General features: G+C 67.3%; 19 protein-coding genes. 14 read left to right on the plus strand and 5 right to left on the minus strand.

Annotated features, from left to right (window positions below; translation table 11 throughout):
- Positions 1-239 precede the first annotated feature (239 nt).
- The 3 genes from Q9R02_RS13205 to Q9R02_RS13215 all read left to right on the plus strand — a co-directional run bounded on the left by Q9R02_RS13205 (position 240) and on the right by Q9R02_RS13215 (position 4,738).
- The gene (locus Q9R02_RS13205) at positions 240-1,217 is read left to right on the plus strand and encodes an Ltp family lipoprotein (protein WP_305997166.1); all 978 of its coding nucleotides are present in this window, start codon (positions 240-242) and stop codon (positions 1,215-1,217) included.
- A gap of 69 nt (positions 1,218-1,286) precedes the next feature.
- On the plus strand, positions 1,287-1,994 hold the full coding sequence (locus Q9R02_RS13210) for a hypothetical protein (RefSeq protein WP_305997167.1): 708 nt from the start codon (positions 1,287-1,289) through the stop codon (positions 1,992-1,994).
- A gap of 194 nt (positions 1,995-2,188) precedes the next feature.
- Positions 2,189-4,738: a zinc ribbon domain-containing protein gene (locus Q9R02_RS13215; protein ID WP_305997168.1), complete on the plus strand. Its 2,550-nt coding sequence runs from the start codon at positions 2,189-2,191 to the stop codon at positions 4,736-4,738.
- 95 nt (positions 4,739-4,833) lie between these two features.
- Here the strand turns inward: Q9R02_RS13215 and Q9R02_RS13220 are convergent, their stop codons facing one another.
- The 3 genes from Q9R02_RS13220 to Q9R02_RS13230 form a co-directional block, all read right to left on the minus strand.
- Positions 4,834-5,100, minus strand: a complete 267-nt coding sequence (locus Q9R02_RS13220; protein WP_305997169.1) for a hypothetical protein — start codon at positions 5,098-5,100, stop codon at positions 4,834-4,836.
- Positions 5,101-5,186: 86 nt separating this feature from the next.
- On the minus strand, positions 5,187-5,651 hold the full coding sequence (locus Q9R02_RS13225; RefSeq protein WP_305997170.1) for an HD domain-containing protein: 465 nt from the start codon (positions 5,649-5,651) through the stop codon (positions 5,187-5,189).
- Positions 5,652-5,747: 96 nt separating this feature from the next.
- Positions 5,748-7,316 carry an HNH endonuclease signature motif containing protein gene (locus Q9R02_RS13230; protein ID WP_305997171.1) on the minus strand — a complete coding sequence of 523 codons (1,569 nt, stop codon included), beginning with the start codon at positions 7,314-7,316 and terminating at the stop codon, positions 5,748-5,750.
- A gap of 39 nt (positions 7,317-7,355) precedes the next feature.
- Between Q9R02_RS13230 and Q9R02_RS13235 the strand changes: the two genes are divergently transcribed.
- The 11 genes from Q9R02_RS13235 (at position 7,356) to Q9R02_RS13285 (ending at position 20,521) form a co-directional block, all read left to right on the plus strand.
- Positions 7,356-9,461: a hypothetical protein gene (locus Q9R02_RS13235; RefSeq protein ID WP_305997172.1), complete on the plus strand. Its 2,106-nt coding sequence runs from the start codon at positions 7,356-7,358 to the stop codon at positions 9,459-9,461.
- A 264-nt stretch (positions 9,462-9,725) separates the two neighbouring features.
- Positions 9,726-10,508 (plus strand): hydroxypyruvate isomerase family protein, encoded by a 783-nt coding sequence (locus tag Q9R02_RS13240; protein ID WP_305997173.1) that lies wholly within the window; start codon positions 9,726-9,728, stop codon positions 10,506-10,508.
- Entirely contained in the window at positions 10,505-11,449 is a 945-nt protein-coding gene (locus Q9R02_RS13245; RefSeq protein WP_367575476.1) for a 2-hydroxy-3-oxopropionate reductase, read from the plus strand. Before Q9R02_RS13240 ends, Q9R02_RS13245 begins: the two co-directional genes overlap by 4 nt.
- Positions 11,450-11,549: 100 nt before the next feature.
- A complete protein-coding gene (gene gcl, locus Q9R02_RS13250) occupies positions 11,550-13,328 on the plus strand; it encodes a glyoxylate carboligase (protein ID WP_305997175.1) in 1,779 nt (592 codons plus the stop codon).
- A gap of 73 nt (positions 13,329-13,401) precedes the next feature.
- Entirely contained in the window at positions 13,402-14,538 is a 1,137-nt protein-coding gene (locus Q9R02_RS13255; protein ID WP_305997176.1) for a glycerate kinase, read from the plus strand.
- Between the two features lie 12 nt (positions 14,539-14,550).
- The gene (gene allB, locus Q9R02_RS13260) at positions 14,551-15,909 is read left to right on the plus strand and encodes an allantoinase AllB (protein ID WP_305997177.1); all 1,359 of its coding nucleotides are present in this window, start codon (positions 14,551-14,553) and stop codon (positions 15,907-15,909) included.
- 9 nt (positions 15,910-15,918) lie between these two features.
- On the plus strand, positions 15,919-16,611 hold the full coding sequence (locus Q9R02_RS13265) for a winged helix-turn-helix domain-containing protein (RefSeq protein WP_305997178.1): 693 nt from the start codon (positions 15,919-15,921) through the stop codon (positions 16,609-16,611).
- A gap of 130 nt (positions 16,612-16,741) precedes the next feature.
- Entirely contained in the window at positions 16,742-17,221 is a 480-nt protein-coding gene (locus Q9R02_RS13270) for a peroxiredoxin (RefSeq protein WP_305997179.1), read from the plus strand.
- A gap of 93 nt (positions 17,222-17,314) precedes the next feature.
- The gene (locus Q9R02_RS13275; protein ID WP_305997180.1) at positions 17,315-18,508 is read left to right on the plus strand and encodes a GAF domain-containing protein; all 1,194 of its coding nucleotides are present in this window, start codon (positions 17,315-17,317) and stop codon (positions 18,506-18,508) included.
- Between the two features lie 118 nt (positions 18,509-18,626).
- On the plus strand, positions 18,627-20,150 hold the full coding sequence (gene exaC, locus Q9R02_RS13280) for an acetaldehyde dehydrogenase ExaC (protein ID WP_305997181.1): 1,524 nt from the start codon (positions 18,627-18,629) through the stop codon (positions 20,148-20,150).
- Complete coding sequence (locus Q9R02_RS13285) at positions 20,150-20,521, plus strand: DUF779 domain-containing protein (protein ID WP_305997182.1); 372 nt, start codon at positions 20,150-20,152, stop codon at positions 20,519-20,521. Before exaC ends, Q9R02_RS13285 begins: the two co-directional genes overlap by 1 nt.
- A 73-nt stretch (positions 20,522-20,594) precedes the next feature.
- Here Q9R02_RS13285 and Q9R02_RS13290 read toward each other — a convergent pair whose 3' ends face one another.
- Both Q9R02_RS13290 and Q9R02_RS13295 read right to left on the minus strand, forming a co-directional pair.
- Entirely contained in the window at positions 20,595-21,338 is a 744-nt protein-coding gene (locus Q9R02_RS13290) for an endonuclease domain-containing protein (protein WP_305997183.1), read from the minus strand.
- A gap of 355 nt (positions 21,339-21,693) precedes the next feature.
- Positions 21,694-22,494: an ABC transporter permease gene (locus Q9R02_RS13295; RefSeq protein ID WP_305997184.1), complete on the minus strand. Its 801-nt coding sequence runs from the start codon at positions 22,492-22,494 to the stop codon at positions 21,694-21,696.
- Position 22,495: the final 1 nt, after the last annotated feature.

The raw sequence follows: 22,495 nt of genomic DNA on the forward strand, positions 1-22,495 counted from the left end.
GCGCCTCCACACCCGCACGCTGCTCACGGCGACGCGCCTCACGCGCCTGCTTATCGATCATGGTCATCAGTGTCTCCGATCAATCAGGAGCACCGCCCCTCACACAAACCATCTGACACCCTCAGTAGGATTTCTTCCGTACAGAGCACCGGCCGAATTGGGGGCGTCGGGGCCTGCTTTGTATGCACTTTCGCCGAGCCCCTTCAGCGTTTCACTCGCGCATTCAGAAGGAATCACTCGTGAGCAATCCCTATCCCCCGACCGGCCAGCCGGCTCAGCCGTCCTACCCCGCGCCGCCGCAGGGCGGTTACCCGCAGGGCCAGCCTCAGCCGCCGTACGGGGCACCCCAGAACGGGGCACCCCTGTACCAGGCTCCGCAGTATGGGGCACCGCCGCAGTTCACCCCGCAGTACAAGCCGCAGGACGTGGGGACCAAGTCGTTCCTGGTGACGTGGCTCCTCTCCTTGCTGGTGGGCGGGTTCGGTATCGACCGCTTCTACCTGGGCAAGGTCGGAACCGGCATCGCCAAGCTCCTGACCTTCGGCGGTCTGGGGATCTGGGCCCTGGTGGACCTGATCCTGGTGCTGACGAACAAGCAGACAGACAAGCAGGGCCTCAAGCTGGAAGGCTATGAGAAGCACAAGGTGGTCGCGATCATCGTCACCGTCGCGGTGATCGTGGTGGGCGGTATCGGCAACGTCGTGAACGGTGTGAACTCGGGGTCCAAGTCTGCGCCGGCACTTGATGGTTCCGATGTGTCCGTGTCCACGCCCACCACCGCCCCGGCTGTGGATCCGGCCATCGCGGCCGCGGAGGCGTCCGCATCGGCAAAGGCCCAAGCGGAAGCCGCCGCCAAAGCCAAGGCGCAGGCAGAGGCTGACGCAAAGGCACAGGCCAAGGCCGAGGCGGAAGCCGCCGCCAAACGGGGGACTCCGGGCCAGCAAAATGCCAAGCGCAAAGCGGAAAGCTATCTCAACCTCACCGCGTTCTCCCGCTCCGGCCTGATCGGCCAACTCGAATTCGAGAAGTTCTCCGCAGCAGATGCCACCTGGGCGGTGGATCACCTCGAGGTCGATTGGAACGTCCAGGCAGAGAAGAAGGCAAAGAAGTATTTGGAAATGACGTCGTTCTCCCATGCAGGGCTCGTCGACCAGCTGACCTTCGAAGGTTTCACCCCGGAGCAGGCCGAATACGGCGCCACCAAGGCAGGCATCTGACCAGCTCGAATCCGGGTGGGGCCCGGAGCAACCCTGGCCCCACCCTCTCCGCCCCATAAACTGCTCTGCGTGCCTAATCAGATTCACCGCAATCGTCACACGTCGTCCCGCCGTCACCGAGCCGCGCTCCCCGCCGCATTGGCGCTGACGCTCCTCGCCCTCACGGCTTGCCAGGCGACGCCGCCGACGTCGGGTGGCGGCGAGCGATCCGCCACGTCCGGTTCAACGTCCGGTTCAACGCCAGGGACCAGCGCCACGGCGATCGCCGTCGGGAAGGGCCCGCAGTCTCCGTACACCGTCCAGCAGCAGCCTGCACCGGGTTCCTGCCAGTACCGCTACACGGCGGACAAGCAGCCGCTGCCGGATCCGAAGTGCACTCCCGGAGCCCTGAACCCGAAGGTGACCCAGGAGAATCTCAAGACCACCATCTGCCGCACCGGCGGATACACCAGTGACATCCGTCCACCCGTGAACATCACCGGGCGCGAGAAAGATCTGAACGCCAAGAGCTACTCCTTCAAGGGCAGCCTCAGCGAGGCGGAGTACGACCATCTGATCAGCTTGCAGCTGGGCGGGGACCCGAACGATCCGAGGAACCTGTGGGTCCAGCCGCCGAGCCCTGGGCACGACCCGTCCAAGGGCGTGAACAACGACAAGGACCCGGTGGAGTCCAAGCTTGCCGCTGCGGTCTGCAAGGGAACCATCAGCCTCTCCGACGCTCAGATCGCCATCGCCACCGACTGGACCACGGCGCTGAAGAAGCTCGGGCTGGGGTGAGCAACCCTTGGTCACAGCATGGATTGTCATATCGAGTCAATATGACTTGAAAACTTCGCCAAGGTTTGTCTAGCGTCGAGAAGAACCCCATCGCTTCGACGGCGGTGGGGTTCTCTCGTACGGCCGCGGGCACACAGATTTCGCACCAACCGGTGCACTGGCCGCGGCGATCCGGCCAAGTCATTGGGGTGACCATGTCCATTGAAAACCACTCGCACCACCCGGAACCGGAGCTGCCGCCCGCCGGCGGCGGCCCGGTCGTTTCGTCTCCTGCACGGTCCTTCGCGCCGCAGTCCTTGCTGCCCTCCATCATGGTCGGGGCGGTCAGCTACGGCGGAACGCTTCTGGTGTCGCTGGTGATCGTGCTTCTGGCGATCGCAGGGCTGAGCTCCGCAGATCAAGCGAAGGCTCTTGACAATCCCTTTCTGCCCCGGGAAGTCACCCCATCTCCTTGGCAATGGCTCTTTCAGCTCGCCGCCCAGCTGGTAGCCATGAGCCAGTTCGGGGCTCTGGGCACCTCAGCTGAAGTCACCGCGCCGTTCGTCGGCTCCGTTCACGGATCCGCTTCCGTCTTCGCACTCCCCCTGCTCCTGACCGTGGTCTCACTGGGGCTGTGCTTCGCCGCCAGCCGGTGGACGGCCCGCCATCGACAGGCGCCGGGTTTGACGGGCGGGCTCTGGAGCGAGGCGCTCGTGACGGCCGCAGTGTTCGCACTCCTGGTCAACGTGGTAGCTGCTCTTGCGTCGATCACGGTTCCAGTACCCCAGGTGAAGGTGAGCCCCATCAACGCGGTGACCTTCGGATCCGTCCTCGGATCCCTGGTGCTCGGGTATGCGGCCTCGGCAGCAGGCCTGTGGTCCGTCCGGACATCGGCCCAAGATCCGCGCAAAGCAGCCCTGGCGAAATGGCTCCGGCCTGCGTCCGCTGCCGGAGTGCACGGCGCCCTGTTCCTGGTCATCGCCGTCCCCGCGTTCGTGATCGTCGCCGGGGTGAAGGCGGGCTGGGTCGCGACGCTCACCGCGCCTTTGTGGGCGCCGCCCGCCGGGCTGTACCTTCTGGGTCTCGGTCATCTGAGCCCGATCAGCGCGAGCTGGTCGACGTCCTCCTCCTTCATGACCTCCACCAGTTCCCAGGACTCCGTGTTCGTGTTCGCCCCGGGACTCGATCCGGCGTGGGCCGGCTGGCTCCTGGTTCTGCTGGCCCTGCTGCTCACCGTGGTGACCTCGGTGTTCTGGTTCCTGCGGAGGGACCATGCGCGGATCAACGGAATCGGCGGATGGCTTGCGCTTCCGGCGGCATTCGCGGCACTCGGCCTGGTGGCGGTGGCGCTCAGCCCCGCTTCGGCCTCCGTAGACGGATCATCATTCGTCTCGGCCAGCTCGGGCTCTTCGCTGACACTCCTGACGCCGCTCATCATGCTCGTCTGGGGCGCCGGGGCCGAAGCCTCCGCACGGTATCTGGCGCCGCAACTGGTCCGGTTCGTCCCTGCGCCGCTGGCGGCCCACCTGCTCGGTCACGGTGAGGTCACCCAAGGTCCAGCCCTGGATACTGACGCTCCAGCGGGTACGACGCCGGCCGGCGACGGCGCGGCGACAGTCGCCGCACAGCCGGGCACCGCGCCGTCGGGCACTCAGCCGGTGACCGCACCACCGGCCGGCCACCCGGCATCCGCCTCTCCGGCGCTCACCACCCATCCGGCGCTGGCACCGCGGGAGCCGCTCACCCCGAAGGCCAAGAAGGCCCTGGCCTTCTCCTTCGGCGGGGCAGGCCTGGCGGTCCTCCTTGTGGTGGGATCGCTCGTGGCGGTGAATGTCATCAAGGACTCCAATGGTCCGGATAAGCCGGTGACCGCATATTTGCAGGCCTTGGTGGACGGCAAGGCGTCCAGGGCGCTGGAATTGGCCGATCCGGGGGTGGCGAATGACCAGCGGGTCCTGTTATCCGATGCCGTGTATTCGAAGGCGTCCAAGAGGATCGACGCATTCGAGATCGTCTCGTCCAAGGTGACCGAGGACAGCGCCGCCGTGGTGGCGGATGTCCACCAGGACGGGCGGAAGAACCGCTCCACGTTCACTTTGCACAAGGCTTCGCCGGAGTTCCTGGACGAACACTGGACGCTGGATTCAGGGCTGCTGAACAAGTTGACCATCACCCCCAGCGTCTCCGTGCGGGCTGTCACGGTCAACGGACAGGAAGTTCCCGTGACCGTGTCCACCAGCGGATACCAGAGCAGTGGCCAGACCTACCCGGCCTTGCCTGGGGAGTACACGCTGGGCCTGTCTGCCTCGGAGAAGTATCTGAGTGCGGAGAAGTCCACCTCCTTGGTGACCATCGATGGCGGGACGGCCTCCGCACCGCTGACGGTGGGACCATCGAATGCGCTGGTCTCGGAAGCATCCACGCAGGCGGACGCCCACCTGACCGAGTGCCTGAAGTCCACGGAGGCCAATCCCTCGGGCTGCCCGTTCGGCACCTACCTGAGTTCCTCCACCCGGAACATCAAGTGGTCCCTGGTCAGGAAGCCGGCATACCAGTTCAGCAACGAGGCCACGGGGCCGTTCAGCTCGGGATGGCAGATCCATAGCGATGAAACCGGCAAGGTCAAGGTGAGCTACGAACGGGACAGCAGCTATGGATTCGGCACACCGTCCTGGAAGCCGGACTCGGAGACGCAATCCTTCACGCTCCGCGCCACCGTGACTGTGGAGAACGGCGCCGTGAAGCTGGAATACTCGCGGTACTGACGGTGTCTATGGGCTGATGACGTCCATGCTCCATTCGCAAGGAGGGGCCGGGTGATCCCGGCCCCTCCTCTTGTCGGCGCCACTGAAGAGCCTCGTCACTCCGCCCCGGACTCGTCCAGGATCCGGGCGAGCGTCTTCCGATGAGGCTCCGGCCAGCCCAGCGGATCTTCAGGATCCACTTCGCCCTGTTGCAGGGCCCACCACAGGGTGGAGGTCATGGGGCATTCGCCACAGGTGCGCGGGGAAACCACACCGAACTGCCCAATACGCGGCGGATAGTCCCAGCCGGCGCTGTACGCTTCCTCTGACGTGAGCGTCTCCGCCCTGCCGCAGACCTCGCAGACATGCTCGAATGCGTTCATGCCACCGAGCTTATCCAGGCACTCAGACATCGGACCTGCCCACAGCCAGCGCCTTGACCGCCAGGGCACCGCTCCATGCCTCGAAACTACTCCTCCGATTCCCCTAACAGTTCGGCAGCCGCAGCGTACTTGGCCGTCAGCCTCACCCGGGCGTCCTCGGGCAGTAGCGCCATTCGTGCGGGGTCCGTGTTGTCGGCGAGATCCGCGCGCTTGACCATCGGAGCCAGGCGGTCCGCCCGGATCCGGGCGAAGTAGTCCTCCTTCGCCTCACCGGACCTCTTGGTGACCGCATCCACAGCGGTCACCACGTCGTCCGGGAACCCGAGCGAACGCAGCACCGCCAGGGTCACCTCAGTGTCCTCAACCACGTCGTGCAGAAGCGCCGCCGCGCGGGCCTCCACCGGTGCGTCCGGATACAGGCGCACCAGGTGCCTCTCCACCCTCCGCGGGTGCTCGATGTATGGCAGTCCGGCCTTGTCCGTCTGGCCGAGGTGGGCCTGCTCGGCCACTTCATCGGCGAGCTCCACAAGACGGTGATCAGTGATCTCCATGGTCAAATCCTCTCGGTATTCTCCGCCTATGGCCGTTGCCACAGGCAATGCCTGCTACGGGTCCGGACGCACAATCGGCTCAGGCACGATGAGTCCTCAGAACGGCGGATCAGAATCCCCGTGTTCGGCTCCGCCCTCATCCCGAAATCGCGAGTCCTTCCTGTCCCTTGGCGAACTGCTCCCCGTCCAGCTTGCCGGCGTCGGCGGCCTGTCCACATGGTGCCGCCCTGTGGGACTCGTCCATTCCAGGTCCCCACCGCCCGCCTGCCGGACCTTCCATCTGCCGTGATGTTTCAGCATGTGGTGTCGCCGGCACAGGCCCGCCAAGTTCCCTACCGCTGTTTCACCACCGAGCGCTGCATCATGCGCGTGGTCCAGGTCCAGCTCGCGGGCTTTGATCCCGCACCCTGGGAATCTGCACCGGGAATCACGTGCCGTGAGGAATCTCCTCAGCTCCTCACTCGGCCGGTACCTGTCCACTGCCAGCACGGCCCCGGTGATCGGGTCCGTCAATACCCGGTTCCACACCGTCGCGTTCCCCATCAGCTGCTTCGCCGCTTCCGGGTCGATCGGGTGTTTCCCGTTCAGCTCTGCCGCCACCCTGCCGCGCCCCGCCCTGTCCGTAGCATGTCGGCTGGACGGCCCGTCCCCCAAGGCCGGGCCGTCCAGAAGGGTCAGCACCGGAACCGTCACCTCCACATGTGCCACGATCCCGGCGAGAATCCCATCCTCGGAGTCCATCCCGCTCGGGATACCCCGCAGCAGCACATCCGCGAGGAGATCCGCCCGCAGCTGATCGACCGTCCTGCAATCCTTGTGCGGTCGGCCATTCAGCGGCGCATCATTCGATGCTCCCGTCTTCACCGTCCCCGGACACGTCGCCGCACTCGATTCCACATGAGCCTTCGCCATCCGCGTCAGCCGATCATGAATCCCGTGTGCGGCCGCCGCCGGCAGGATCGCCGCCAGTTCGGCCATCCCGTCATCCAGCGGCTTCACCATCACGCGACGTTCCTCGGCAGCACGCTCGTGACGTGTGGCCAGCAGCTCCGGCTGCGCTTTCTCCGCCTCCCGCGCTGCGAGCCTCCGCACCCGGGAGGGAGTCTGCTCCTCCGCACACGGCACCACCACTGATTCGAACCCGGCCCGTGCCCCAGGATCAGTCAGCGCGGCACCGGCTCCCTGAATCGCCCGCACGTGCGCCAAGCCGATCCGTCCGTCGAAAAGCGCATCGAATGTCGCAGGGAACTTGTCCAGGAGTTCAACTGCCTCCCCCATCTGCCGCTGCACGGTCCGATCGCTGGCGCGCGTCGCCGTCGCGGCCTCCGCCGCCACCGAACGCTCCGCCATCTCGGCCGCCCGCGAATCCCACAACCCGTCCGCGAAGCCATGCGATGCGCCGTCGTCGTTCTCCGCCATGATGCCCGCCAACCGCGAGAGCATCGCCAAGGTGTACTCGCGCAGGGCCTGCAGGCCCGCGATGGAGGACTCCAGGGACTCCAGCGTGGAGATCATCTCAGCGAGCAGACGCTGCTGGTCCGCCGCTTCGTCGGATGCCGCGTCCTGAGACGCAAAGCCTGTGGTGGTCTCCATGAATCCATCAAAGCAGGGGGGTCTGACATTGTTTTCCGGCTCGGAAAAGTGGTCGGAAGCGATTTTGTTCACCCGTCCATATCCACCGGGTGAGTAGGGGGTGGGTACGTGATGAAGATCGTCCCTGGGCAGAGCTATGAGATCCCCAGTACGCACCTGACGTGGGAAGTGATCACGCCCTGGGCGAATGAGACCTTCACCGTCGAGGGCGATGCCTTCAGCGACTACGACCATGCATCGCTCGGTGAGATTGCGCTGAGCGGCCCCGGCGGCGAGTTCCTGGCCCGCCTGATGCTCAGCGAGCTGATCTATGAGGATCTTCAGGTACGGTCCCCGCCCGAAACTCTGTCAGTCCCCGTCCACTACTCTGTGCCCAAGGCCGAAATCCGGCCGGCTGGAATGGGGGGAACCATGCCACCACGTAAGCGGCACCGCAGCAGAACCGAACAGCCGGCCCAAGCCGGCCCTCCAACATCCGGCGCCGAGGCGTCCGGCACCGGCGAGACACCGGAGCCACCGGCCCTGACACCTGACGAACTGGCAGCGCTGCTCTACGATCCGGCCCGCAGCACTCCAGTGGTCGTCGTGTCGCTGGTGTCCGATCCCGGAGGAGAGAACATCGACGTCGCGCGCCTTCGGAACGAGCTTCAAGACGTGGCTCCCGTCCACACGCTCATCAACGGGCCTCAGACCTACGCGTTCATGGACCTCATGCCTGAAGATCTCAACATCTTCGGCAAGGCCGCACGGGCGTACCCCGTGGGCACCGCATGGATGTCCCGCCGCGACCTCAGCCCCCTCCACCTGGTGAAAGACACGGACGCTCAGACGGCTGCCGCCCGGGTACTGAAGGACGCCCAGGGCATGGCGGAAAGCACCGAGTGGCACTCCGAATCCCCGGCGCCGACGGCTCCCACGCCTGTCATGCGGCCCGGAAGCGTCATCGGCTTCCCCACGGAGGATCAGGCGTGGGTCACCTTCGATGACGGCGACAAAGCACTGATCGACCGCGATCCCGGCCTTCCCCCGGTCCCCCTGTCCTGGCTGCTGAACCAGGGCCAGGCAGTGGCAGGTCTGCACGACCAGGCACGGATGAGGCTCCATGTGCCCCTCCGGACTGCGCGACTGGTCCTCCCCGAGCTCTATCCGGCCGGCAGTGTGGCACTCGCCCTGGTCACCGCGGTGTCCGCCCATGACGCGACGTTGGCGCTCCTCCCCGGAACCGACATCCGAGTGCCGGTTGACGCCATCTCCTCCAATGAGCTTGACAGCCCGGAAGATCTGCTGAGCGTCGGCGAAGTGGTGGCGGCCCGGGTGGGCTATCACAGCGGCGCACTGACGCTGAGCCTTCTGGACGTGGACGATGACGAACCCATCAGGATGGCCCCCGCACTGCTTCAGGGCGGCACCCCCTGGCTTCAGAAAGACCGCCATCTGTACTCCGAGGAGCCACCTCAGCACCCCGAGGCGCCGCCGCAGCCGCCGGCATCATCCGAGGCCGTCGCACCGTCCAAGACTCTGCACCAGGTCCAACTCGCTCTTGCCACCGCCAAAGCGGAGATCAGCAGACTGAACGACGACGTCGCGCGGCTGGCCGCCGGCGACGCACGGATGGCGCAGGAGCTGGCTGAAAACCGCCGGCTGGCCGCAGAAGCGGACCGGCTCGCGCGGGATCTGCACGACGCCCAGGACAGGACCCGTACTCTGCAGGAGGATCTGAGCAGGGCCCGCCAGGATCTCCGAACACTGAAGACCAAGCACCGGAACACCGTGTCCGGCCCGGGCCGGCTTGAGCCCGAATGGTTTGCCGATCCGTCCGACTGGTTCAGGATGGAACTGGACCTGGCGTGGGCCGAACGTGTCGGCGCCGCGGAGAAAGCCGAGTTCCCCCTGAGGGAGTACAGGTTCGGACCCCGGTTCGTGGAGAGCCTGCTCGCTCAGCCCGTTCAGAAGAGGGGCAAGCTCTTCCGTGCCCTTGTGGACCTGATAGCCAACCGCCAGGACGCCCTCCGCACCCGCGGAATCCACGAACTTCGCAGCTCCGACGGCGGCGATTCCCCGCCGCGGACCCGCCAGGGCGACAACGGCACTGAGACCTGTTTCCGCATGTACGCCGAAGAGAATGCGCCCGCCGCGCTGCGGATTCACTATTGGAAAGGTGAATCCCAGCGGATCGAACTCAGCCGCGTGGTGATCCACGACGACTACGAGCCGTGAGCATCACCGCTGATGGGTCCGGGCGCCTCCGAGTCGCGCCGCCCGGCTGAGGACCAGGGGTGGGGCGCGCATTCACACGCCCCACCCCTACTTTTTGTATCCCATTCACCATTCCGTGACCCACCCCACTTGACGCCCCCCGACCCCGTTCGTAGACTTTTCACTAAGCAAAACTTTCTTTCCACTCTACGGAAACAGGCCGAACCCGGCCGCAGGGTGGAATGAGCGCAACCGCAGGGCGATGAAGCCCAGGAAGGACACGCCATGACGTACTCCGTGAACTGCTCCATCCTCTTGACCGAGCTCCCCCTTCTGGAGCGCGCAGCCGCTGCCAAGGCGGCCGGTTTCGACGCCGTCGAGTTCTGGTGGCCCTTCGCCGAGGCCGTTCCGGCCGACGCTGATGTCGACGCCTTCGTGAACTCCATCCAGGACGCCGGCGTGCAGCTGGCCGGTCTGAACTTCTTCGCCGGCGACATGGCCGGCGGCGACCGCGGCCTGGTCTCCTGGACCGGCCGTGAGAGCGAGTTCAAGGACAACATCGACGTCGTCGTCGGCATCGGTGAGCGCCTCGGCACCAAGGCCTTCAACGCCCTCTACGGCAACCGCCTCGAATCCTCCACTCCGGAGGCCCAGGACGAGCTGGCCGTGCAGAACCTCGTGGCCGCCGCCCAGGGCGTCGCCAAGCTCGGCGGCACCGTGCTGCTGGAACCGGTCTCCGGCGCCCCGCTGTACCCGCTGAAGACCGCCGCGGAGACCTTCGCGGTCATCGCCAAGACCCAGGGGGCCGGCGTGGACAACGTCAAGTTCCTGGCGGACTTCTACCACCTGGCCGTGAACGGTGACGACGTCGCCGCCGTGATCGAGAATCATACCAAGGACTTCGGCCACATCCAGATCGCGGACAACCCCGGCCGAGGCGCCCCCGGCACCGGCGAGCTCCCCCTCGGCGAGTGGGTCACCCGTAGCCGCGAGCTCGGCTACGACGGCGCCATCGCCCTCGAGTACAAGCAGCCGCAGGAATCCGCTTTCGCCTGGCTGGTCCGCTGAGCGCCGACGCTCGGCCCGGACTCACTGACCACCTTCAGCACGAACGACCAAAAGGACTTCCAATGACCAACGTCACCGTCATCGGCCTCGGCATCATGGGCCTCCCCATGGCCAAGAACCTCGTCAACGCCGGCTTCAACGTCACCGGCTTCAACCGCTCCCAGGACAAGATCGACGCCCTCGTGGCTGCCGGCGGCAAGGGCGCCTCCAGCATCGCCGAGTCCGTCCAGGACGCCGACGTCATCATCACCATGGTTCCGGACTCCCCGGACGTCGAGGGCGTCGTCTCCGGCGCCGAGGGTGTCTTCGCCAACGCCAAGTCCGGCGCACTGTGGATCGACGCCTCCTCCATCCGCCCGGATGTGGCCGTGCGCCTCTCCGCCGCCGCCCGTGAGGCCGGCCTCCGCCCGCTCGACGGCCCCGTCTCCGGTGGCGAGCAGGGTGCCATCGACGGCGTCCTGTCCATCATGGTCGGTGGCGAGGCCGCTGACTTCGAGGCTGCTCAGCCCGTCCTGAACGCCGTGGGCAAGACCATCGTCCACGTGGGCCCCTCCGGCTCCGGCCAGACCGTGAAGGCTGCCAACCAGCTGATCGTGGCCGTCAACATCCAGGCACTCGCCGAGGCCGTCGTCTTCCTCGAGGCCTACGGCGTGGACACCGACGCCGCCCTCAAGGTCCTCGGTGGCGGCCTGGCCGGCTCCAAGGTCCTGGACCAGAAGGGTCAGAAGATGCTGGACCGCAACTTCGACCCCGGCTTCCGCCTGGCCCTGCACAACAAGGACCTCGGCATCGTCACCTCCGCCGCCCGCGAGGCCGGCGTCGTCGTCCCGCTCGGCTCCGCCGTGGCGCAGCTGGTCTCCTCCCTCGTCGCCCGCGGCGACGGCGGCCTGGACCACTCCGGCCTCTTCAAGCTCACCACCGAGCTCGCCGGCAAGAACTGACCCTTCTCACACAGAACTTGTACGACGGCGGCAGCCGGCTCTCGCAACAAGCGGCGGCCGCCGTCGTACACCCTCACTTTCAAAGCTTTAGGAGCACAAAATGGCAAAGATGCGCACCGTTGACGCTGCCGTAGCCATCCTGGTGAAGGAAGGCGCCATTGAGGCGTTCGGCCTGCCCGGCGCGGCAATCAACCCCTTCTACTCCGCGATGCGCGCCAACGGTGGCATCCGCCACACGCTGGCCCGCCACGTGGAAGGCGCCAGCCACATGGCTGACGGCTACTCCCGCGCGGCCGATGGCAACATCGGCATCTGCATCGGAACCTCCGGCCCCGCCGGCACCGACATGATCACGGGTCTGTACGCGTCCTTCGCGGACTCGATCCCCATGCTCTGCATCACCGGCCAGGCCCCCGTCGCCAAGCTGCACAAGGAAGACTTCCAGGCCGTGGACATCGAGTCCATCGCCAAGCCCGTCACCAAGATGGCCATGACCATCCTGGAGCCCGGCCAGGTCCCCGGCGCCTTCCAGAAGGCCTTCCAGCTCATGCGCTCCGGCCGTCCGGGCCCGGTCCTCCTGGACCTGCCCTTCGACGTGCAGATGGCCGAGATCGAGTTCGACATCGACGCCTACGAGCCCCTCGAGGCCTCCAAGCCGGCCGCCAGCGATGTTCAGCTGAACAAGGCCCTGGACATGCTGCTCGCCTCCGAGCGTCCGCTGATCGTCGCCGGTGGCGGCATCATCAACGCCGGTGCCTCCGAGCAGCTCGTCGAGCTGGCCGAGACCCTGAACGTGCCGGTCATCCCGACCCTCATGGGCTGGGGCACCATCCCGGACGACCACAAGCTGATGGCCGGCATGGTGGGTCTGCAGACCTCCCACCGCTACGGCAACGCCACCTTCCTGGAGTCCGATTTCGTCATCGGCATCGGCAACCGCTGGGCCAACCGCCACACCGGTGGCCTGGACCTCTACACCCAGGGCCGCAAGTTCGTGCACATCGACATCGAGCCCACCCAGATCGGCCGCGTCTTCGCGCCGGACCTGGGCATCGCCTCCGACGCCGGCGCCGCTCTGGAGGGCCTGGTCCGCCTGGCCAAGGAGCGCAAGGCAGCCGGTCAGCTGACCGACTACACCGCCTGGGTGGACGCCGCACAGCAGAAGAAGGGCTCGCTGCAGCGCAAGACCAACTTCGACAACGTGCCGATCAAGCCGCAGCGCGTGTACCAGGAGATGAACAGCGCCTTCGGCAAGGACACCACCTACGTCAGCACCATCGGTCTGTCCCAGATCGCCGGCGCGCAGATGCTGCACGTCTTCGGTGCCCGCAAGTGGATCAACGCCGGTCAGGCAGGCCCCCTGGGCTGGACCGCTCCGGCCGCCCTCGGCGTCGTGCGCGGCAAGCCGGGCGAGACCGTCGTGGCCCTCTCCGGTGACTACGACTTCCAGTTCATGATCGAGGAGCTGGCCGTCGGCGCCCAGTTCAACCTCCCGTACATCCACGTGGTGGTGAACAACTCCTACCTCGGCCTGATCCGTCAGTCCCAGCGCGGTTTCCAGATGGAGCAGAACGTCTCCCTGGCGTTCGAGAACATCAACTCCCCGGAGACCGACGGCTACGGCGTGGACCACGTCAAGGTCGCCGAAGGCCTGGGCTGCAAGGCCATCCGCGTGCAGAACCCGGACGATCTGGGTGCCGCATTCGAGAAGGCCCGTGCCCTCATCGAGGAGTTCAAGGTTCCGGTGGTCGTCGAGGTCATCCTGGAGAAGATCACCAACATCTCCATGGGCACCGAGCTGAACAACCTGACCGAGTTCGAGGAGCTCGCGGAGAAGGGCGCCGACGCCCCCACCGCGATCGTCGCTCTGCTCGACTAGCATCCAAGCATGGGCGGGCCGGCACGCCGGCCCGCCCATTCCACCAGTCCCCGCACCGACGAAGGAGTTGAGCATGCGGATCGTGATCGCCCCGGACAAGTTCAAGGGCTCGCTTTCGGCCCCCGAGGTCGTGGAGCATCTGACCACCGGTCTGCGCGCCGTCGACCCCACTCTTGAGGTGCTGGGCCTCCCCGTGGCCGACGGCGGAGAAGGAACCCTGGACGCCGCCATCGGCTCCGGTTTCACCCGCCGCAGCGTCACCGTGGCCGGCCCCACCGGCCAGCCCGTCGAAGCCGACTTCGCCGTCCGCGGCGACGAGGCCGTCATCGAAATGGCCCTCGCGTCCGGCCTGGCCGTCCTCCCGGGCGGCGAGAAGGACGGCCGCGGCGCCACGAGCCTCGGCACCGGCCAGCTCATCCGCGCCGCCCTGGACGCAGGCGCCCGCACCGTCATCCTCGGCGTCGGCGGCAGCGCCAACACCGACGGCGGCGCAGGCGTCATCAAGGGCCTCGGCGGCCGCTTCCTGGACGCGCAGGGCGAAGAACTGCCCGACGGCGGCGCCGCGCTGGCGCTGCTGGACCGCGTCGACCTCTCCGGGCTGGACGTCCGTCTGGAAGGCACCCGCTTCATCCTCGCCAGCGACGTCGACAACCCCCTCCTGGGCGACAACGGCGCCCCTGCGGTCTTCGGCCCCCAGAAGGGCCTCTCGCCGGAGGACGTCACCGAGATCGACGCCGCGCTGGCCCACTTCGTGGACGTCCTGGGCCGTGAGATCGGCGCCAAGGCCGCCACCGATGCCGCCGCACCCGGCGCAGGTGCCGCCGGCGGTGTCGGCTACGCCGCCCTCGCCGTCCTGGACGCCGAGCGCCGCCGCGGCGTCGACGTCGTCCTCGACTTCACCGGCCTGGCTGGAAAGCTCGCGGGCGCCGGGCTGGTGATCACCGGCGAAGGCAGCCTCGACGAGCAAAGCCTGGGCGGCAAGACGCCCATGGGCGTCGCCGACGCGGCCCGCGCCGCAGGCATCCCCATCGTGGCCGTCTGCGGCCGCACCCTCCTGAACGAAGAACAGATTTCCACCTCCGGGTTCCAGGCGGTGTACTCCCTGACGTCCATCGAGGACGATATCGACAAGTGCATCAACGAAGCCGGACCGCTGGTGGAGAAACTCGGCGGAATCATCGCCACCAGTCTGATCAAGCAGAGCAACTAGGACAGGATCAGCATGTCTGAAGAACAGAACACCGCAGCAGCATTCGATCTGGTCATCCGTGGCCAGCGTGTGCTGACCAGCGCGGGGATCGCCCCCCGCGAAGTTGCCGTCAAGGACGGCCGCGTCGTCGCCATGGAGCCCCTGGGCAACGGCCTCGTGGGCGCCGAGACGATCGAGCTCGCCGACGACGAGACCCTCATCCCCGGCCTGGTGGACACCCACGTGCACATCAACGAGCCCGGCCGCACCGACTGGGAAGGCTTCGCCTCCGCCACGCGTGCCGCCGCCGCCGGTGGTGTCACCACCGTCATCGACATGCCGCTGAACTCCATCCCGCCCACCACCAATGTGGAGAACCTGGCCCTCAAGCGCTCCGTCGCCGAGAACCAGGCGTTCGTGGACGTCGGGTTCTGGGGCGGTGCCATCCCCGGCAACACCGGCGACCTGCGCCCGCTGCACGACGCCGGCGTGTTCGGCTTCAAGAGCTTCCTGCTGCACTCCGGCGTGGACGAGTTCCCGCACCTCGAGGCCGAGGAACTGGAGACGGACCTGGCCGAACTGCGCAAGTTCGACTCCCTCATGCTGGTGCACGCCGAAGACTCCCACGCGATCGACCGTGCGCCGCACGCCGAGGGTGACATCTACGCCAAGTTCCTCGCCTCCCGCCCGCGCGGTGCCGAGAACAAGGCCATCGCCGAGGTCATCGAGCGCACCCGCTGGACCGGCGCCCGTGCCCACATCCTGCACCTGTCCTCCTCGGACGCCCTGCCGATGATCGCCTCCGCCAAGCGCGACGGTGTGAACCTGACGGTGGAGACCTGCCCGCACTACCTGACCCTGAACGCCGAGGAGATCCCCAACGGCGCCACGGCCTACAAGTGCTGCCCGCCGATCCGCGAGGCCTCCAACCGCGAACTGCTGTGGAAGGGCCTGGAAGAGGGCACCATCGACTGCATCGTCTCCGACCACTCCCCCAGCACCCTTGACCTCAAGGACCTGGAGAACGGTGACTTCGCCGTGGCCTGGGGCGGCGTGTCCTCCCTGCAGCTCGGCCTGTCCCTGATCTGGACCGAAGCCCGCCACCGCGGCATCCCGCTGGAGAAGGTCGTGAGCTGGATGTCCACCCGTCCGGCCGAGATCGCCCGCGTCCCCAACAAGGGCCTCATCGCGGTCGGCTACGACGCCGACTTCTCCATCTTCGCCGCGGACGACGCGTTCGTGGTGGACGTGAAGAAGCTGCGCCACAAGAACCCCATCACCCCGTACGACGGCCGCGCCCTCTCCGGCGTGGTCCGCAAGACCTACCTGCGCGGCCAGGTGGCCGACGGCACCCAGCCGATCGGCAAGCTGATCCGCCGCGGGGGCATCTGAGGCGGCTCCATGAGCGCCCAGGCGATTCACCACCGCTCTGACACCGGCCATCCCGGCCCGGTGGGACGCCCCCTTTCGGCGGCGTCCCACCGGGGGCCGGTGCCCGGTCAGGACGATGGGCAGGGTGCGCGGCCTCGCATGGCCGCCCACGGCGCCGGGCTGTTCTTCCAGACTCCTCAGGAGCTCACCGACGAACAGTTCGCCCGACTCGAGGAACTCATCCTCACCCGGCTGCATCACATCAATCCCGAAGCTGAAGCCATCCTCTGGAACGTCCCCGACGCCGAACTCGAAGCAGCCCGCGAGGCATCCCTCGCCGAGGACGCGGCGGCCATCGCGGCAGCGGACGACGTCGCCGGTTCCGGCGATGACGGTGCGCACGTCCACGAAGTCGACGTCGACCTCGCCGCCGACCAGGTGCGCGTTGACGGGGCTCCGGTCTCCTTCAGCGGCGTCGAGTACCGGCTCCTGCGGTACCTCGTGCAGCACTGCTCCCGTTCGGTTCCCCGTCAGGAGCTGGCCGACTTCCTGATCTCCCTGGATGCCACTGCGGCTCCGCGGTCCATCGACGTCTACGTCAGCCGGATCCGCCGCAAGCTCGGCCCCGTGCGTCACGTAGTGGAAACCGTTCGCGGAGGCGGCTATCGTTTCCAGGCCGGACGGCACTCCCGCGTCCGCGGCCCGGCCGAGTACTCCATCTGAGTGACGCACCGCCGTCGCCGGAATAGCGAAGCCGCGGCGAACGCTGTATCCACCAAGACCATCTGCGGGACGGGCCACCGTCCGGCCCGCAGCACCGACCAGACCGACGAGAACTGATCGAGGATCCATCATGACTGCAACTCCCGCTGTGAAGCTCATTCCGGGCGCCGAGGCCCCGGACTTCACCCTCACCGACGGCAAGGGCGAGGCTCACCGCCTCTCCGACTACCGCGGCAAGAACGTGGTGGTGTACTTCTACCCGAAGGCCGCCACCCCAGGCTGCACCACCGAAGCGTGCGACTTCCGCGACTCCCTGGCCGGCTTCAAGGGCCATGGCTATGAGGTCCTGGGCATCTCCCCGGACCCGCAGGAAGCCATCGCGAGCTTCGCCGATGACTTCAGCCTGAGCTACCCGCTGCTGGCCGATCAGGACCACAAGGTGGCCCTGGCCTACGGCGCCTGGGGCGAGAAGCTCCTGGACGGCGAGGTCGTCGAAGGCCTGGTCCGTTCCACCGTGGTGGTGGACCCCGAGGGCAAGGTGAAGCTGGCCAAGTACCAGGTCGCCGCCGACGGTCACGTCGCCGCCCTGAAGGACGAACTGGGTCTCTAAGTCCCTCTCGCCCGTCTCCGCGAGAAGCCAGTTGAGCACAGTGTTCCGCTTCGGGACTGTGCTCAACTGGCTTCTCGCGTTCATACTGGCGGGGTGGGAACCGGCATGCGCGCGGAGGTCGCGGACTCCTGGCACCGCTCCGCCGCGGCGGGGGTGCTCGCCGAGGAGGCGGCGGCCCCTATCACCCTGGACCACGCGGAACTGAAAGACGTCCGCGCGGCGCATCCGCTCGCCCAGGTCTTCCCCCTGCTGGACGACGTCCTGGGCCAGGCCGCGCGCGACTGCGACGCCGTCATGGCGGTCTCCGATGAGGCCGGACAGCTCCTCTGGGTGTGCGGCTCCGCCTCGGCGCTCCGCCGGGCCGAGGGCATCGGCTTCGTCGAGGGCAGCAACTGGGACGAGCGGCTCGCCGGCACCAACGCGCCCGGCCTGGCCCTCCGCCTCGACGGCCCGTCCATGATCACGCGCGCCGAGCACTTCCGGCAGTCGGTGCAGAGCTGGAGCTGCGCCGCCGCGCCCATCCACGACCCCACCACGTCCCGCCTCCTCGGCGTCCTGGACGTCACGGGCGGTGACACGATCGTGGTGCCGCAGACCATGGCGCTCATCCGGGCGGCCGTGCGCCTCGCCGAGTCGGAGCTCGCACGGGAGGTGCGCACCGCCGTCGCGCCGGAGCCGGTGCTTCGTCCCCAGCTCCGCATCGAGCTCCTCGGCCGCGGCGAGGCTCTCCTCCTGCTCGACGACGCGCGGGGCCACCGTGCGCGCCTCCGCCTCTCGCCGCGGCACTCCGAGCTGCTGGCACTACTCGCAAGCGCGCCACAGGGGCTCTCCGGCGATGAGCTCGCCGTGCTGCTCTACGAGTACGACGGCGGCTCCTCCACCTTGCGCGCGGAGGTGAACCGTCTGCGGAACCTCCTCAGCGAGGACTTCCTGGCGTCCCGCCCGTACCGGCTCAAGGCGGAGGTGGGCGGCGACTGGCTGGCGGTCGAGGCCAAGCTCGCCGCGGGCGACGTCGGGGGTGCCCTGAGGATCTTCCGGGGGCCGCTGCTGCCGCGTTCCACGGCGCCCGGCGTGGTCCGGCTGAGGGAAGCCCTGAACCATCAGCTACGGGCCGCCCTGCTGGCCACCGGGCAGCCGGACCTGATCTCCGCCTGGACCCGCTCGGCCTGGGGCTCCGACGACTACGAGCTCTGGTCGCGCCAGCGGGACCTGCTCTCCCCCGGCGCCCCGCTGCGTGCCCTGGCCGAAGGGCAGCTGGCTCGGCTGGAACGCGAACTGGGGCTCTGAGGCGGGTCGCCGCCGTCGTCGTCGAGGAGGCCGCTGGGAGGCAACATCGCTGCAACGTCGCCGGACCTAGCGTGTGAATTGCGTCACCGTCGACGCCATTTCATGCAAGGGAGCAATCATGACCGTCTACGCAGCGCCCGGCCAGGCCGACTCGCTCGTCTCCGTCCAGCCCCGCTACGAGCACTTCATCGGCGGCGAGTGGGTCGCCCCCGTGAAGGGCCAGTACTTCGAGAACATCTCGCCCGTCAACGGCAAGCCCTTCACCGAGATCGCCCGCGGCACCGGGGAGGACATCGAGGCCGCGCTCGACGCCGCCCATGCCGCCAAGGACGCGTGGGGCCGGACCTCCCCCGCCGAGCGCGCGAACATCCTGAACCGCATCGCAGACCGCATCGAGCAGAACCTGCCCATGCTCGCCGTCGCGGAGACGTGGGAGAACGGCAAGCCCGTCCGCGAGACGCTTGCCGCGGACCTGCCGCTCGCCGTCGACCATTTCCGCTACTTCGCCGGCGCCATCCGCGCCCAGGAGGGCGGCATCAGCGAGCTGGATGACAGCACCGTCGCCTACCACTTCCACGAGCCGCTCGGCGTGGTCGGCCAGATCATCCCGTGGAACTTCCCCATCCTCATGGCCACCTGGAAGCTGGCGCCGGCCCTGGCGGCGGGCAACTGCGTGGTGCTCAAGCCGGCCGAGCAGACCCCGTGGTCGATCCTCAAGGTGGTGGAATTGATCGCGGATCTGCTGCCCGCCGGCGTGCTGAACGTGGTCAACGGCTTCGGCGTGGAGGCCGGCAAGCCGCTCGCCTCCTCCAACCGGATCGCCAAGATCGCGTTCACGGGGGAGACCACCACGGGCCGGCTGATCATGCAGTACGCCAGCCAGAACATCATCCCGGTGACGCTGGAGCTGGGCGGCAAGAGCCCCAACATCTTCTTCGAATCCGTGGCGGCCCAGGACGATGCGTTCTATGACAAGTCCCTGGAGGGCTTCGCGATGTTCGCCCTCAATCAGGGCGAGGTGTGCACCTGCCCCAGCCGCGCGCTGGTGCAGGAATCCATCTACGAGCGCTTCGTCTCCGACGCCGTGGTCCGCACGGAGAAGATCGTGCAGGGCAATCCGCTGGACGACGCCACCATGATCGGCGCCCAGGCGAGCCGGGACCAGCTGGAGAAGATCCTCAGCTACTTGGAGATCGGCAAGCAGGAGGGCGCCAAGGTCCTCACGGGCGGCGAGCGCAACGTCCTGGAGGGCGATCTGGCGGAGGGCTACTACGTGCAGCCGACCATCTTCGAGGGGAACAACTCCATGCGGATCTTCCAGGAGGAGATCTTCGGGCCCGTGGTGTCCCTGACCTCCTTCTCCGATGAAGCCGACGCGCTGGGGATCGCCAACGACACCCTGTACGGCCTGGGCGCGGGTGTCTGGTCCCGGGACAACGCGCAGCTGTACCGGGCCGGCCGGGCCATCCAGGCGGGCCGCGTGTGGACCAACTGCTACCACGCGTACCCTGCGGGGGCGGCGTTCGGCGGGTACAAGCAGTCCGGCATCGGCCGGGAGAACCACAAGATGATGCTGGACCACTACCAGCAGACCAAGAACCTGCTGGTCTCCTACGCGCCCGACGCCCTCGGATTCTTCTGATGGCCAGAGTGGCGGTCACCGAGGAGGCGGCGGAGCTGATCCGCCGCCTCACGGAGGACAACGGGCCGCTCATGTTCCACCAGTCCGGGGGCTGCTGCGACGGCTCCGCGCCCATGTGCTATCCCGACGGCGAGTTCCTCCTGGGAGACGCGGACGTGCACCTCGGTGACCTGCCGGTGGGGCTGGAGCGGGCCGTGCCGGTGTGGATGTCCGCCGCGCAGTTCGAGTACTGGAAGCATACGCACCTGACCATCGACGTGGTCCCCGGCCGTGGCGCCGGCTTCTCCCTCGAGGCACCCCTCGGCGTCCGCTTCCTGATCCGCTCCCGCATCCTGACCGACGAGGAGTACGCCGAGGACGAAGGCCTCTGAGCCCCCCTTCCTCCCCCCACCCCCCCCCCCGCGAGAAGCCAGCTGAGCGCGGTGTTCCGCCGCCGCACCGTGCTCAACTGGCTTCTCGCGTGGCGGGAGACCAGCCGGATTGCTCGAGAATCCTGCGGATCTTAGTCACAGCGTGGGGAAAGTTCCCCACGAGATCGTCCTTGCTGATCCGGATTTCACGCCAGCCGAGCTGTTCGGTGAGCGCCTGGCGCCGGATGTCCTTTTGGTACTGGTCGGACCCTTCGTGGTGTTCCCCGTCGTACTGGATGGAGATCCGTCGTTTCCGATATGCCAGGTCCGGCCACACCGCCGCTTTGCCGTCCGGAGTCCGGAGAATATGGTTGAGCACCGGTTCCGGCAATCCGTGCTCATAGAGCGCAAGTCTCAAAGCGGACTCCTGGGGTGAATCCGCTCCGACCCTGATGAGTTCCAGAGCCGCTCGGGCGTTCTTCACCCCTCGCATGCCTGGGTGCTTACGGATCACCGCGTCCAGCTCTTCAACCGAACAGATCGCACGCCTCGGAACCGGCGCCTCAGGCCCGTGTTCGCACACGAGAAAATCCCCGGCCGCGACCAGATCCGTGAGGTCCAGGCGCACTGCGAGATCCAGCCAGGTCCGCGCGGGGCTGGTGATCCTGAGGCCCTCGAGCAGAACCACCTCGCCTTCTTTGAACGTCACCACCCGCCCGACCACGTTCTTGCGTCGAGCACGATTCCGCCCCCTGGCTCGCCCCAGGTACACACGCCAGTCCCCGCGCAGGCGTGATGGCAAAGGCATGTGGTGGACCCCGGCCGCGGTCAGGTCCATGATTGCTGCGCCGGGGTCATCGGCCGTGTAGGCACGCAACGCCGCAGGCCCTCGCAGATCTGCCTCCAACGGGATCCGAATGCCTCGTGAAACCACCCTCAGATCACTCGCCCGTACCCGGCCCCGGCTGACACCGTGAACCTTTCCCTCGGTGACGGTGAACGATCCGGCGGCTAGAACGGGAGGAAGCGGTTGACGCAGCATGCTCCATAGTGGCCGGGATTCAGGTCGCCTGGACGGTTATCCACAGGCTCAGCACTCCCACACCCACGCGAGAAGCCACGTGAGCACGGTCTCGGGACGGAACACCGTGCTCACGTGGCTTCTCGCGGGGAGGAGGGGGAAGGGGGAGCCCCTACTTCGCCGCCACGGTGTCGGAGGAGAGCTTCTGGGCCAGCCAGATCGGCAGGATCGAGACCACGATCAGGACCACGGCCACCACGTTGACCACGGGTGCCTGGTTGGGGCGGAACAGATTCTGCAGGATCCAGATCGGCAGGGTGGTCTCCCCGGCGCCGATCGTGAACGTGGTCACGATGATCTCGTCGAAACTCAGGGCGAAAGCGAGCAGGCCACCGGCCAGCAGGGCCGAGCGGACCTGCGGGAACGTCACCTGCCAGAACGTGGTGAACACTCCGGCGCCGAGGTCGGCGGAGGCCTCCTCAAGCCCCGGGTTCACGCGCCGCAGCCGGGCGATCACATTGTTGAACACGGTCACGATGCAGAAGGTCGCGTGCGCCACCACCACGGTGAACATGCTCAGCGGGATCCCGAGGATGGTGGTGAACATGTTGTTCAGTGCGATGCCGGTGACGATGCCCGGCAGCGCGATCGGCAGGATGACCAGCAGATTCACCACGTCCCGGCCGAAGAAGCGGTACCGCTGCAGCGCCAAGGCGAGCAGCGTCCCCAGCACCAGCGCCAGCAGCGTCGCCACGGCACCCACCCAGAGGGAGGAACCCAGAGCCGAGCGCACGCCGTCGTTCTCAAACGCCCGGGTCCACCACTCCAGGGTGAAGCCCTTGGGCGGCCAGCCGAACGTCTTGTCCGCATTGAAGGAATTGACCACCACCAGCAGCAGCGGCGCGTAGATGAAGAACAGGACCAGCCCGGTGATGACACCCAGGGCCCATTTGGCGCCTCGTGAAAGCCTCATG

This window comes from Arthrobacter horti, from assembly GCF_030731045.1.
In the GTDB taxonomy this organism is placed as follows: Bacteria; Actinomycetota; Actinomycetes; order Actinomycetales; family Micrococcaceae; genus Arthrobacter_E; species Arthrobacter_E nanjingensis.

What these genes read in the sequence shown, in the direction of transcription:
- exaC (WP_305997181.1), top strand. Translation starts at nt 18,627, where the DNA reads ATGACCGTCTACGCAGCGCCCGGCCAGGCCGACTCGCTCGTCTCCGTC.
- Q9R02_RS13225 (WP_305997170.1), bottom strand. Translation starts at nt 5,651, where the DNA reads ATGGAGATCACTGATCACCGTCTTGTGGAGCTCGCCGATGAAGTGGCC.
- Q9R02_RS13240 (WP_305997173.1), top strand. Translation starts at nt 9,726, where the DNA reads ATGACGTACTCCGTGAACTGCTCCATCCTCTTGACCGAGCTCCCCCTT.
- Q9R02_RS13295 (WP_305997184.1), bottom strand. Translation starts at nt 22,494, where the DNA reads ATGAGGCTTTCACGAGGCGCCAAATGGGCCCTGGGTGTCATCACCGGG.
- Q9R02_RS13265 (WP_305997178.1), top strand. Translation starts at nt 15,919, where the DNA reads ATGAGCGCCCAGGCGATTCACCACCGCTCTGACACCGGCCATCCCGGC.
- Q9R02_RS13285 (WP_305997182.1), top strand. Translation starts at nt 20,150, where the DNA reads ATGGCCAGAGTGGCGGTCACCGAGGAGGCGGCGGAGCTGATCCGCCGC.
- Q9R02_RS13235 (WP_305997172.1), top strand. Translation starts at nt 7,356, where the DNA reads ATGAAGATCGTCCCTGGGCAGAGCTATGAGATCCCCAGTACGCACCTG.
- Q9R02_RS13215 (WP_305997168.1), top strand. Translation starts at nt 2,189, where the DNA reads ATGTCCATTGAAAACCACTCGCACCACCCGGAACCGGAGCTGCCGCCC.
- Q9R02_RS13255 (WP_305997176.1), top strand. Translation starts at nt 13,402, where the DNA reads ATGCGGATCGTGATCGCCCCGGACAAGTTCAAGGGCTCGCTTTCGGCC.
- Q9R02_RS13270 (WP_305997179.1), top strand. Translation starts at nt 16,742, where the DNA reads ATGACTGCAACTCCCGCTGTGAAGCTCATTCCGGGCGCCGAGGCCCCG.
- allB (WP_305997177.1), top strand. Translation starts at nt 14,551, where the DNA reads ATGTCTGAAGAACAGAACACCGCAGCAGCATTCGATCTGGTCATCCGT.
- Q9R02_RS13290 (WP_305997183.1), bottom strand. Translation starts at nt 21,338, where the DNA reads ATGGACCTGACCGCGGCCGGGGTCCACCACATGCCTTTGCCATCACGC.
- Q9R02_RS13220 (WP_305997169.1), bottom strand. Translation starts at nt 5,100, where the DNA reads ATGAACGCATTCGAGCATGTCTGCGAGGTCTGCGGCAGGGCGGAGACG.
- gcl (WP_305997175.1), top strand. Translation starts at nt 11,550, where the DNA reads ATGGCAAAGATGCGCACCGTTGACGCTGCCGTAGCCATCCTGGTGAAG.